The organism is Ruegeria sp. AD6 (assembly GCF_056542325.1).
Window position 1 is genome coordinate 131,256 of the sequence record NZ_JBQFZQ010000008.1, and the last position, 11,975, is coordinate 143,230.

General features: G+C 59.9%; 13 protein-coding genes. 5 read left to right on the plus strand and 8 right to left on the minus strand.

Annotated elements, in window-relative coordinates:
- Positions 1-70 precede the first annotated feature (70 nt).
- The 3 genes from pta to pdxR all read right to left on the minus strand — a co-directional run bounded on the left by pta (position 71) and on the right by pdxR (position 4,448).
- The gene (pta, locus tag ACR0KJ_RS16075; protein ID WP_480627140.1) at positions 71-1,078 is read right to left on the minus strand and encodes a phosphate acetyltransferase; all 1,008 of its coding nucleotides are present in this window, start codon (positions 1,076-1,078) and stop codon (positions 71-73) included.
- Between the two features lie 5 nt (positions 1,079-1,083).
- Positions 1,084-2,862, minus strand: a complete 1,779-nt coding sequence (xsc, locus tag ACR0KJ_RS16080) for a sulfoacetaldehyde acetyltransferase (protein WP_170523978.1) — start codon at positions 2,860-2,862, stop codon at positions 1,084-1,086.
- 125 nt (positions 2,863-2,987) lie between these two features.
- Complete coding sequence (gene pdxR, locus ACR0KJ_RS16085; protein WP_480627141.1) at positions 2,988-4,448, minus strand: MocR-like pyridoxine biosynthesis transcription factor PdxR; 1,461 nt, start codon at positions 4,446-4,448, stop codon at positions 2,988-2,990.
- A 131-nt stretch (positions 4,449-4,579) separates the two neighbouring features.
- Between pdxR and ACR0KJ_RS16090 the strand changes: the two genes are divergently transcribed.
- Together ACR0KJ_RS16090 and ACR0KJ_RS16095 are read left to right on the plus strand one after the other, a co-directional pair.
- Positions 4,580-4,888 (plus strand): winged helix-turn-helix domain-containing protein, encoded by a 309-nt coding sequence (locus ACR0KJ_RS16090; protein ID WP_170455133.1) that lies wholly within the window; start codon positions 4,580-4,582, stop codon positions 4,886-4,888.
- A complete protein-coding gene (locus tag ACR0KJ_RS16095; RefSeq protein WP_480627142.1) occupies positions 4,881-5,912 on the plus strand; it encodes a permease in 1,032 nt (343 codons plus the stop codon). The genes ACR0KJ_RS16090 and ACR0KJ_RS16095 overlap by 8 nt, the downstream gene beginning before the upstream one ends.
- Before the next feature lie 56 nt (positions 5,913-5,968).
- Here the strand turns inward: ACR0KJ_RS16095 and ACR0KJ_RS16100 are convergent, their stop codons facing one another.
- Together ACR0KJ_RS16100 and ACR0KJ_RS16105 are read right to left on the minus strand one after the other, a co-directional pair.
- Positions 5,969-6,358: a hypothetical protein gene (locus ACR0KJ_RS16100; protein WP_170455129.1), complete on the minus strand. Its 390-nt coding sequence runs from the start codon at positions 6,356-6,358 to the stop codon at positions 5,969-5,971.
- A 51-nt stretch (positions 6,359-6,409) separates the two neighbouring features.
- Positions 6,410-7,174, minus strand: coding sequence for a DUF1013 domain-containing protein (locus tag ACR0KJ_RS16105; protein WP_170455127.1), 765 nt, complete (start codon positions 7,172-7,174; stop codon positions 6,410-6,412).
- Positions 7,175-7,657: 483 nt separating this feature from the next.
- Here ACR0KJ_RS16105 and ACR0KJ_RS16110 point away from each other — a divergent pair, with 483 nt between their 5' ends.
- Both ACR0KJ_RS16110 and ACR0KJ_RS16115 read left to right on the plus strand, forming a co-directional pair.
- Positions 7,658-8,677 (plus strand): hypothetical protein, encoded by a 1,020-nt coding sequence (locus ACR0KJ_RS16110; protein WP_170455125.1) that lies wholly within the window; start codon positions 7,658-7,660, stop codon positions 8,675-8,677.
- 123 nt (positions 8,678-8,800) lie between these two features.
- Positions 8,801-9,460 (plus strand): ribonuclease T2, encoded by a 660-nt coding sequence (locus tag ACR0KJ_RS16115; protein WP_170455123.1) that lies wholly within the window; start codon positions 8,801-8,803, stop codon positions 9,458-9,460.
- Here the strand turns inward: ACR0KJ_RS16115 and ACR0KJ_RS16120 are convergent.
- Positions 9,457-9,945 (minus strand): hypothetical protein, encoded by a 489-nt coding sequence (locus tag ACR0KJ_RS16120; RefSeq protein WP_170455121.1) that lies wholly within the window; start codon positions 9,943-9,945, stop codon positions 9,457-9,459. The two genes, ACR0KJ_RS16115 and ACR0KJ_RS16120, sit on opposite strands and share 4 nt — an antisense overlap.
- A gap of 417 nt (positions 9,946-10,362) precedes the next feature.
- On the opposite strand from ACR0KJ_RS16120, the gene ACR0KJ_RS16125 reads away from it, so the two are divergent.
- Positions 10,363-10,803 carry a hypothetical protein gene (locus ACR0KJ_RS16125; protein ID WP_170455119.1) on the plus strand — a complete coding sequence of 147 codons (441 nt, stop codon included), beginning with the start codon at positions 10,363-10,365 and terminating at the stop codon, positions 10,801-10,803.
- A 20-nt stretch (positions 10,804-10,823) separates the two neighbouring features.
- Here ACR0KJ_RS16125 and recR read toward each other — a convergent pair whose 3' ends face one another.
- Positions 10,824-11,417, minus strand: coding sequence for a recombination mediator RecR (gene recR / locus ACR0KJ_RS16130; RefSeq protein ID WP_170455117.1), 594 nt, complete (start codon positions 11,415-11,417; stop codon positions 10,824-10,826).
- 61 nt (positions 11,418-11,478) lie between these two features.
- Positions 11,479-11,823: a YbaB/EbfC family nucleoid-associated protein gene (locus tag ACR0KJ_RS16135; RefSeq protein WP_039529126.1), complete on the minus strand. Its 345-nt coding sequence runs from the start codon at positions 11,821-11,823 to the stop codon at positions 11,479-11,481.
- Positions 11,824-11,975: the final 152 nt, after the last annotated feature.

An 11,975-nucleotide genomic window follows, 5' to 3' on the forward strand; every position in this document is an offset into this window, starting at 1 on the left:
GTTATCAGACCCTCCTGGCATTCCGGTCAGGTCGAAGTCGTTGTGTCGCCCGGTTTTATCCGGGCTGGTTCTAGGTTTCAGGCTGTTGCGCCTGCACCGCTGTTACCGCGATCATGTGCAGCACATCGTCGGCAGAGCAACCCCGAGACAGGTCGTTCGCCGGTTTGGCCAGGCCTTGCAGCACCGGCCCGATGGCCTCGGCCCCGCCGATGCGCTGCGCGATCTTGTAGCCCAGGTTTCCGGCATCAAGGTTGGGGAAGACAAACACATTCGCCTGCCCTTCCAGAGGGGAATCCTTGGCCTTTTTGCTGGCCACTTCGGGGACATATGCGGCGTCGAACTGCAACTCTCCGTCGATCAGAAGATGCGGGCTGGCGGCTTTGGCGATGCGGGTGGCTTCGATCACCTTTGACACTTTGGGGTGATTTGCGCTGCCGCAGGTCGAGAAAGACAGCATGGCAACGCGCGGCGCGTCTCCGGTCAGTACATGGTAGGACGCAGCCGATGCCTGTGCGATCTCGGCCAGTTCCCGTTCGTCGGGATCAACCACCAGACCGCAATCGGCAAAGAGGTGGACGCCCTGAACCGCGTGGTGGTCGCGGTCATAGATCATCAGAAAGAAGCTGGACACCATATGAGCGTTTGGTGCCTTGCCGATGATCTGCAACGCCGCGCGCACCGTGTCCGAGGTGGTTTCAACCGCGCCACCCACGGTGCCATCAGCCAGCCCGAGATGGACCAGCATCGCGGCATAGTTCAGGCGGCTTTTGATCAAGTCCTGCGCCTTTTCGGGCGTCATGCACTTGTGCTTGCGCAGCTCATAGTAGGTCGCGGCGAACCGATCCGTGTGGGGGGATGTGGCCGGGTCGTGGATGTCGATCCCGTCAACATCGGCACCGCCCATTTCGGACAGCAGAGCGGTCACTTTGGCCTGATCGCCCACAAGGATGATGTCGGCGGCGTTTTCGGCACGCGCTTTCAGCGCACCTTCTACAACACGTGGATCATCGCCCTCGGCAAGGGCGATGATCTTTTTGGAACTGGTCGCAGCCCCAAGAATTTGACGCAGGGGCTTCACTGCGATCAGGCCTCGGCTTGCGGGGTCATGTCTGCGCCGTCGATGCCTGCAACAGCAACCGGCTTCTTCATCGCGTCACGGCGGAAGGGCTCACCCAATTCCTGGTTGATCATGGCTTCGATCAGGGTGGTGATGCCGTTCTTCTGATCCTCGATGGCCTGGTTCAGCGCTGCGGTCAGCTCGTCCTGAGTGCGTGCAACGACGCCTTTCAGACCACAGGCCTGCGCGATACCGGCATAAGAGACTTTGGTGTCCAGCTCGGTGCCGACGAAGTTGTCGTCAAACCACAGGGTCGAGTTCCGCTTTTCCGCACCCCACTGGTAGTTGCGGAAGACGATCTGAGTCACGGCGGGCCATTCTTCGCGGCCGATTGCGGTCAGTTCGTTCACCGCGATACCGAATGCACCGTCACCGGCGAAACCCACAACCGGAACGTCCGGCTGGCCGATTTTCGCGCCGACGATGGCGGGCAGGCCGTAACCGCAGGGACCGAACAGGCCGGGGGCCAGGTACTTACGGCCTTCTTCGAACGCAGGGTATGCGTTGCCGATGGCGCAGTTGTTGCCGATATCGGACGAAATGATCGCCTCTTTCGGCAGCGCGGCCTGAATGGCGCGCCACGCCATGCGGGGGCTCATCCAATCCGGCTTGGCGGCGCGTGCACGTTCGTTCCAGCTGGTGCCCGGATCGTCATCCTCGTGGGTCATCGAGGTCAGTTCCTGCGCCCATGCGGATTTCTTCTGGGCGATGCGGTCCTTACGGGCCTGACGGCCTTCGTCACCGGCAGTGCCGCTCAGGCGGGACAGGATGCCGTTGGCGACTTTGGCCGCGTCACCGATAATGCCAACGCTGACGTCTTTGGTCAGGCCAATGCGGTCAGGGTTGATATCGACCTGAATGATCTTGGCGTTTGTCGGCCAGTAGTTGATGCCGTAACCGGGCAGGGTCGAGAACGGGTTCAGGCGGGTGCCGAGGGCCAGAACCACGTCAGCTTCGCTGATCAGCTCCATACCGGCTTTCGAGCCGTTATAGCCCAGAGGACCGGCAAACAGCGGGTGCGAACCGGGGAAGGCGTCGTTGTGCTGGTAGCCAACGCAAACCGGGGCGTCCAGACGCTCGGCCAGGGCTTTCGACGCTTCGATGCCGCCGTCGGCCAGAACAACACCGGCACCGTTCAGGATGACAGGGTTCTTTGCGTTCGACAGCATTTCGGCCGCCGCAGCAACCGCATCTTCACCGCCCGAAGGACGTTCAAAATCGACGATCTTGGGCAGTTCGATGTCGATCACCTGGGTCCACATATCGCGCGGGATGTTCAGCTGCGCCGGGGCGCTGGCGCGCTTGGCGTTCATGATCACGCGGTTCAGAACCTCGGCCACGCGCGACGGGTCACGTACCTCTTCCTGATAGGCAACGCAGTCTGCGAACATGCGCATCTGCTCCATCTCCTGGAAGCCGCCCTGACCTATGGTCTTGTTGGCCGCCTGCGGAGTGACCAGCAGAACCGGAGTGTGGTTCCAGTAAGCGGTCTTAACGGCGGTCACGAAGTTGGTGATGCCGGGGCCGTTTTGCGCGATCATCATCGACATTTTGCCGGTGGCGCGGGTGTAACCGTCGGCCATCATACCGCCCGAACCCTCGTGGGCGCAGTCCCAGAACATGATCCCGGCTTTCGGGAACAGGTCCGAGATCGGCATCATCGCCGAGCCAATGATCCCGAACGCATGTTCGATCCCGTGCATTTGCAGAACCTTAACAAAGGCTTCTTCCGTGGTCATTTTCATCGGTGCGCTCTCCAATCATGAGTGAATTGGGCCGGGTGCATTGCCCAGCCTTTGATATGGTTTTGGCGCATGGGTGCAGTCGGCGTTAGGGCCAGACGGGAAAGCGGAATATATCCAGTCCGGACCTAGCCAGCCCGGATTGAATCGGCAATTTGCTTGATCCCGGGGGCGATGCGTTCGGGCGCAATCGAGGAATAACCCAGTCGGTAGTAGTTCTTGGGGCGGTCTGCGCCCGAAAAGAAGGGCTCGCCCGGTTCGATATGCACGCCCTGATCCTGCAACCTGCGGGCAAGCTGCGTGGTGTCGATATGTTCGGGGGCTTTCATCCAGATGGACGACCCGCCCAGCAGCCCGCGCCCGGCCACACCCAGCTTATGAGTCTGCACGGCCTCATCCAGCGCGGCCCGCCGCTTTGCCAGCGCGTTGGACATGCGCCTGATCTGAGCATCGTAATGCCCAAGCGACAGGAAATAGGCCGCTGTACGCTGCACATGCCCCGGCGGGTGGCGCAGCACCAGCGACCTTAACGCGCGCGCCTCGCGAATAAAGGACTCGGACCCGACCATGTAGCCAAGCCGAAGCCCCGGAAACAGCGATTTCGAAAAGCTGCCGACATAGATCACGCGCCCGTCGCGATCCATCGACTTCAGCGCCGGGGACGGCGCGCTTAGGTAGGCCATCTCGAACTCGTAATCATCTTCGACAATCATCGCGTTCAGGGCACGGGCGCGTTCCAGCAGTTCGGTCCGGCGGCTGACGGGCATGGTTGCGGTTGTCGGGCTTTGATGGCTGGGGGTGGTGAAAATCACATCGGTGCTTTCGGGCAGTGCCGCAGGCGGCAGCCCGTCGCTGTCCACGCGGATCGGCTCGATAGTGCAGCCCGAATGGGTCAGCAATTCCCGCAGCGCGTAATAGCACGGGTCTTCAATCGCAGCCGTGCGCCCGCGGTCCAGCAGGATGCGCGACGCCAGCCACAGCGCATTCTGGGCCCCCAGCGTGATCAGAATCTCTTCGGGTCGGGCAGTGATGCCCCGGCGTGGCAGAGTGTGGCGGGCAATGAATTCGACCAGCAGCGGGTCGTCCTGATCGGCATAGTCGGCGGTCAGGGAATCAAAATCCTTGTGCCCCAGTGCCCGCACCGCGCAGAGCCGCCAGTTGGCGTGATCGAACAGCGTCCGGTCGGCCTGCCCGTAGATGAAAGGATAGCGATATGTGCGCCAGTCGCTGGGTTTGGCCAGCATGTCACCGCCGGAAAACCGGCGCGCCAGCGCATTGTCCCAGTCGACATTTTCCTGGCTGCGCTGAACCGGCGTGTATTTTGGCGGCACGGGCGCATTCTCGGATACGTAATAGCCAGATCGCCCCTTTGCGGTCAGATAATCATTCGCCAGAAGCTCGGTATAGGCCAGCGTGACAGTGATCCGGCTGACACCCAGATGCGCCGCCAGTTTGCGGGATGAGGGCAGCTTTTCTCCCACGTGAAACCGCCCGGACAGGATGCCCTCGGCGATCATCTGCTGGATCTGCGCCTGCAGCGTGCCTTGCCCGTTAAGCTCAAGAAAGAAGGTGTCGATTGAGATTGCCATAGGCGCTTATAGATTGGACTTACTGGTGGGGCAATCTGGACTTACGGTTTTCCCGAAAATTTGCAGTGCGGATTGACGGGCACAGGGAATCAACCTAAATAACTAGAAATCTAGTTTAATGGAGAGTTCAGATGTGGGAAACAGCTGCCGCAGGGTTTTCGGCCATGGGGTCCGAGGCGCGGCTGAAGGTTCTGAAAACGCTTGTCCGCGCCGGTGAGGCCGGTCTGACAGTGGGCGAAATCCAGAACCGCACGGGAATCGCGCCATCGACTCTGGCGCATCATCTGCGGTTTCTGGCCGCTGGTGGTGTGGTCGAGCAGGAGAAAATCGGGCGCAGCACGATCAACCGCGCCTGCTTTGACGAGTTGCGAAATCTGGCGCAGTTCATTCTCAGCGAATGCTGCGCCGATGAGGTCGGGAAGGCCGCGAACGATGGCTGAATTGACGCAAAACCCGAAGGTCTCGGCCAAGGCCGTGTTGGATCTGATCAGGACACCCTGGGCGCTGATTGTTGCGATTCTGGCGCTGGTGGCGCTGTTGGATCCGGGCAACTGGGTTGAGGTTGTGACCTTTGCAGCCAAGGCGCTGGCGCATACGGGCCAGTATATCCTGTTTGCCGTTTTGCTGCTGTCCTACCTCAAGGCCACGGGGGCCGAGGTCATGGTGGCGCGCGCGTTTGAGGGGCGTGAAACCCGGATGATCTTGCTGGCGGCCCTGTTTGGCGGGCTTGCGCCGTTCTGTTCCTGCGAGGTCATTCCTTTCATCGCGGGGCTGCTGGCGCTGGGCGCACCACTGTCTGCTGTGATGGCGTTCTGGCTCAGCTCACCGCTGATTGATCCGCCGACTTTGTTGATCACGGCAGGCGCGCTGGGCTGGCCCTTTGCTATTGGTAAGGCCGTAGCCGCCGTTGCGCTTGGCCTGTTCGGAGGATTTGCTGTCCGCCTGCTGATGCGCAGCGGCGCATTTGCCCAGCCCTTGCGGGAATACAAGCCCGCCGGATGTTGCGGCTGTGGTCCCAAACTGGACGACAAGCCGGTCTGGAAATTCTGGCAGGAACCCGAGCGCCGTCAGCGGTTCCGCTCTGAGTTCGTGCATAACGGCGTCTTCCTGCTGAAATGGCTGGCGCTGGCCTATGTTCTCGAAGCACTGCTGGTCAGCTACGTGCCCGCCGACCTGATTGCCCGCGTTGTGGGCGGTGAAGGCGTGCTGCCCATCGTGGTTGCGGCGCTGGTTGGGATGCCGGCCTACCTGAACTCTTACGTGGCACCGCCGCTTCTGGCGGGGTTGATGGAGCAGGGGATGACCGCAGGGGCCGCGATGTCCTTTATGGTTGCCGGAGCGGTCAGTTCGATCCCGGCTATGGCGGCAGTCTGGTCGCTGGTGAAACCGCGCGTCTTCGCCACCTATCTTGGCCTTGGGGTCGGCGGGGCAATCGTCGCCGGGATCCTGTTCCAGATGATCTGAACGAAAAAACCGCCCGGCGCATGGTCCGGGCGGTTTTTTGTTGGGTGCGACCCGGATCAGCCGGGTTCGCAGAACTTGGGAAGTTTGAACCGGTATCTGGGCTCGCCGCTTTCGACGTAAACCCGTTTTTCGACACAGGCGCTGGTGCCAACCGTCTGGGACACCGGCGCTTCGGTCGAGGTGATCGACGCAGCCGTTCCGTCCGGCAACCGGACCGAGGCGATGACGCCGTTCTTCAGATCACCATTGATCGCGGTTGCGGACAGCACCGGGACGGTCATGAACGAGTGATGTTCGTGCTTGCCATCATCCCCCAGCAGATAAAGACCGCTGACGATGATCACCATCACCACAGCCGCTGCCAAACCCAGCCCCCAGGTTTTCAGAAAGGCATAGATCGACACGGCGCGATGCGGGCCAAAAACTGCAGACAATACGCTCAGCATGAGGTTCCCTCAGGACAGTGCCCCGGTCGGATCGGACCGCGGCTGGCAGGATCAGGGGCGCAGATCATCCTCGTCTTCCTCATCCCCGCCGCCTTTGGGCAGGTTGAAGAAGCTGTCGGCGTCCACGATCGGATCACTGTCTTCTTTCTCGTCTTCCGGATCATCAGACAGCGAGAAGGTTTCGAGCCCTTCAATGGCCGTCGGAATCTTCGGAGCCGCGTCCATCTCAAGCGACTGCTCGGTCGAGACCAGCTTGCGGCGCTCGTCATCGCTCATGACGCCGCCTTCGGCGGCTTTCTTCGCGGCGGCCTTCTGCACCACGGCGTCCAGTTCGGACTGTTTGCACAGGCCCAACGCAACCGGGTCGATGGGCTGCATGTTGGCAATGTTCCAATGGGTGCGTTCGCGGATCGACTGGATGGTCGGCTTGGTGGTGCCCACAAGCTTGGCGATCTGACCGTCGCTCAGTTCCGGATGGAACTTGACCAGCCACAGGATCGAGTTCGGACGGTCCTGCCGTTTGGACAGCGGAGTATAACGCGGGCCACGGCGCTTTTCCTCGCCTGCCGCAGACGGGTTGAACTTGAGCTTCAGCTTGTGCAGCGGGTTGTTCTGCGCGGCGTCGATTTCTTCCTGGGTCAGCTGGTTGTTGGCAATCGGGTCAAAGCCCTTCACGCCAGCAGCCACATCGCCATCGGCGATGCCCTGCACTTCCAGCTCGTGCATTCCTACGAAATCCGCGATCTGCTTGAAGCTGATCGTGGTGTTGTCCACCAGCCATACGGCGGTAGCCTTGGCCATAAGCGGTTTTGCCATCAGCCCGTCTCCTATACATACATCTGTCCCGTCGCCGGAATTCGGCGGCCCCGAGGTCTTGGGGCAGGTTTCCGTTGTCGGGGAACTTGGCCCGTATATAGTCGCGCAACGGCCAGAAGGGAAGGGCCGAATGCGCCCGGCTGTTGGTTGGGCACAACGCCACCCGCTTCAAAGCCTGTCACGCCCCATCACGTCGCGGTGTGATCTTGTGCAGCGGGCCGTGAGGTTTTGGCTAATATTTATTGATTACAGCCGCTTAGCAAGGTTTCTGTCACGAGCGTCGCGATATGACATGCCCCGGGGCCGGGATCATATGGCGGGACCACGCTAAACAGGTTCGTTCTGTTCAGCCAGGATTTCCAAACCGTCCCTGACCAACACTTATGTGCGCACAAGACTGCGGCCCGGTTGTGCGTGCGCGCATGCGATCCGGCTGGGTCCTTTGGAGACCACCTGAACAGGAACCCAAAAAGGATACCTTACATGACACGCACAAGCAGCCTTCTCAGCTTGCCGTTCTTCGTTCTTGCCACCGCCGGATTTGCTCAGGACAGCCGGTTTTCATCCGAGATCAGCGTCGAACTGGAAAGCGACTTTACCTTTGACGCCGACGATCCAGATGCCGAGCTAACCGATACCTTCGCCACCATCGAGGGCGCGTTCGGCTATCAGTTCACCGACCGGTTCTCGCTACAATCCACACTGGTGTTCGAGCCGGTCGAAGACGCCACCAATGACCGCTTTTTCGAAGATCAGGGCCTTTACGCAGAAGAGCTGTATTTTGGTTATGATTTCGGCTCCGCCGCAGTTGCACTGGGTAAATTCAACCCCAGCTTCGGCTTTGCCTGGGATCTGGCACCGGGCGTTTTTGGCGTTGATTTTGCAGAAGATTACGAGATCACCGAACGGGTCGGTGCCTCGGTCAGCGTGCCCTTCTCGGGGCTGGGCGGAGAGCACGCGCTGACGCTGGCAGCCTTCACCACGGATCGCACATTCCTCAGCAACTCTTTGTTCACCGAACGCGGGCAAACGCGCCTGGAGGATGGCGGTGTGTCCAACACCAGCGACATTGAATCCGTTACCCTGTCGCTGGCGGGTGAGATCGGCAACACGGCCTACACGCTGGCGGTACAGGAACAGGCCGCCGGTGAAGGCGATCAGGCCGACCAGTCCGGCGTTGTCTTCGGGCTGGTTCATCTGCTGGACGCGGGCGGCACCGAGGTCGAGCTGTTGGGCGAGGTTGCCTATTTCGATGAATTCGACGGCCGCCCGGACTCGGCCACTTACGCAACGCTGGGCGCTGCGGTTCCGGTTGGCCCGGTTATTCTGTCCGGCGTTTTTGCGGTGCGCGATGTCGAGAATGCTCGGACAGATACGCTGGCAACCGTATCTGCCGAATGGCCGCTGGCCGATAATCTGGGTGTGTCGCTGGCCTATCGCTATGGCGATGAGGAGGGTGTGCAAACCCAGACACTGGGCGCGCTGCTGGCTTATGAATTCTGAACCCCCGTTGGCGTGCCGGACATTCGGCGCGCCGATTCTGTGGCCAGAATGGGCCTTGCCTTACGCACTGGTTTGACGGCTAAATTGGCCGATACCCAAGGCTCTACAGGCGCGATACCCCTCATGCAGTCATTTCTGACCTTTCTTGCAGCCGCATTGGCATTTGCCGCCACTGTGGCAACCCCCACAGTTCTGAGAGCAGATGGCGAACCTGCCGGAGAATTTGACTACTATGTCCTGTCGCTCAGCTGGTCGCCGAACTGGTGCGCCCGCGAAGGGGATGCGCGCGGGTCCGACCAATGCGATGCGCGGCATGATCACGGATGGATTCTGCATGGGCTCTGGCCGCAATTCCATCAGGGCTGGCCGTCTTATTGCCGCACGCCCGAGGCTCAGCCGTCCCGCTCCATGACCCGCGGGATGGAGGATATTCAGGGCAGCGCTGGTCTTGCATGGCACCAATGGAAGAAACACGGAACCTGCTCGGGCCTGTCCGCGCCTGCCTATTTCGCCCTGTCGCGAGAGGCTTATGACCGTGTTCAGCGGCCCGAAGTGTTCCGGAAGCTGGATGCAACGGTCAAACTGCCCGCGTCGGTGGTGGAAGAGGCGTTCTTGAAGGCCAATCCGGGGCTGGAACGCGACATGATCACGATCACCTGCAAGCAAGGCTATATCGAAGAGGTCCGCCTGTGCCTGTCCCGCGAACTGGACCCGGTGCCCTGCGGGCGGGATGTGATCCGGGACTGCACCGCCAAGGACGCGCTGTTCGATCCGGTACGTTAGAGCGTCTTGTTCTGACACTCCCGCGCGTATTCCAGCGCCTTCGCGGTACCTTTCAGATCAATTGCCATCACGGTTTCGCCTGCGGGGTTATAGACAGTCATCGTCTTGTTCTGCGCAATCGCCGCGACAAAATCCCGGTCGGTGAAAAACACGGTCGCGCCGGGGACACGATCCTGTTTGAAGCCGATTGCGGTGGCATCAAAGCTTTTGCCGTCCAGCTCGAACCGGATCGGATAGCTTTGGCCGGGTTCAATCTCGCCCCAGGCCTTGTTGAACACGGTGAAATACCCGCGATTGTCCAGCGCGTCATAGCCCAGCCTGACGACTGAGAGGTCCTGATACACCGTCTGGATCAGACACCCGTTTCCAAGCGCGGGGTCCATCATGATGTTCCAGCCTTCGACAAAGCCTTTGTCGACGAGGTCTTGTGCGAGGGTAGAGGTGGCGGTGAAGGCGGCGAGGGTCAGGGCGAGAAGGCGGGTCATTATGTTTTATCCAGAATCAATTTTAGCTCAGTCAGAACTCTATTTGACACGCAAAGCTGAACAAAGATGTTATCTAATTGCTGTGCCGGATTATTGGATTGACCGAACCTAATTCGGATGTGAGTTTTTACTGAACGCCGGTTTTTTGCTCCGGCAAAAGCAGTTTGATCTTCAAAACAGGTATTACCGAATGCTAGCAAGCAGGTTTCTTTTTGTGCTTTGTACTTTTTCCGCAGCAGCCGTTTCGTCGGTCTCCGCAGATTCCACCGATTACAAAAAGTATTTTTTAGAACACCATGAGTATTGCGAAACCTACGAATGCCGAAGGGGGCCATCTCTGCTTGACCACCTATCTGGGACCAAGAATGGCAGCCGTTTGAAAGTTCGGATCTTGCGGTTTGGGGAGCAGATGTCTGCTTGGGTTACTTCCTGACCAAAAGTGAAAGTGCTTGGAATGGCGGGACACCTGACGGCAAGGAAGGAGACCACCACGGGTTCTATCTTGTTTTAGGTGATTTCGCAGCTCGATTGCACGTTTTTGACTGGCCCTATGCAACTGAGGGCAGCCCATATGCGGGCTACGGTGTTTACAACTGCGAGAACACGAGTTGGCCCGAGCTGTTATTGGACGGGACACGCGTTGAAGAACTAAAGAAGTGGGCTGAGCACAAGTTGTCCGAAGCAAACGGGTGGGTCGGTAGTATTGACGGTTTTGAAGGGTCCCTAAAAGGTTCGTTCAGAAATGAAACGCTTGGTTTGACGTTAAGGATAGAAAACCTAGGCGGTATGAGGATCAGCTTTAGGGCGGATTATTTTGGACCACCAATCTTAATTGACGAAACGGGCGGCATGTATTGACGCTTGCCTCTCATGTCCGGTTACAACTCCTTCCGCGCCCTCAACGCTGCCGTAATCGTCCCGTCATCCAGATAGTCCAACTCGCCCCCAATCGGCACACCCTGCGCCAATGAGGTGAGGCGCACCTGCCCCTCAAACTGGTCCGCGATGTAGTGGGCGGTTGTCTGGCCATCGACCGTGGCATTCAGGGCCAGAATGACCTCGGTGATCCCCTCGGCCAGCACCCGGTCCTTGAGACGGGGAATGCGCAATTCGTCCGGCCCGACCCCGTCCAGCGCAGACAGCGTGCCGCCCAAAACGTGGTAGCGACCTTTGAAGACCCCGGCGCGTTCCATTGCCCAGAGGTCGGCAACGTCCTCGACCACGCACAGCTCTCCGGTCGCGCGGGCTTCGTCATTGCAGATGTCGCAGATGTCGGTGGTGCCCACATTGCCGCAATTCAGGCATTCGCGGGCGGTGACGGCGACCTGCTGCATGGCGTCCGAAAGGGGCGTCAGCAGCAGGGCGCGTTTGCGGATCAGGTGCAACACCGCGCGGCGGGCCGAACGGGGGCCGAGGCCGGGCAGCTTGGCCATCAGGTCGATCAGGTTGTCAATGTCGCTGTTCGAACTCACGGCCTGTCCTGTGTGACGCCGGAGGAAGCCTCCGGCGGGAGTATTTGGGAAAAGATGAAGATCAGAACGGCAGCTTGATATCTGCGGGCAGGCCCATGCTCTCGGTCAGTTTGGCCATTTCTGCCTGCGAACGCTCGGCCGCTTTGGTCTGTGCGTCCTTGATCGCGGCCAGGATCAGATCCTCGACCACTTCCTTGTCGTCGCCGTTGAAGATCGATGGGTCGATGTCCAGGCCTTTGAGTTCGCCTTTTGCGGTGGCGGTTGCCTTGACCAGACCTGCGCCGGACTCACCGACCACCATGATGGTGTTCAGTTCTTCCTGCATGTCGGTCATTTTGGTCTGCAAATCCTGCGCGGATTTCATCATCTTGGCCATATCGCCCAGACCGCCGAGTCCTTTGAGCATCCGAATTCTCCTGTATCTTTGCTTGATGCCTAAATACGGGCCGCGATGGCATGGCACAAGGGGTCAGAAATGCTCCCGCCCGTCGTCAAGGTCTTTGGCAAGACCTTTCCTTCCGTTGGGCCCGGCTGGGCGGGGGCCTTGCCCGCGCGCGG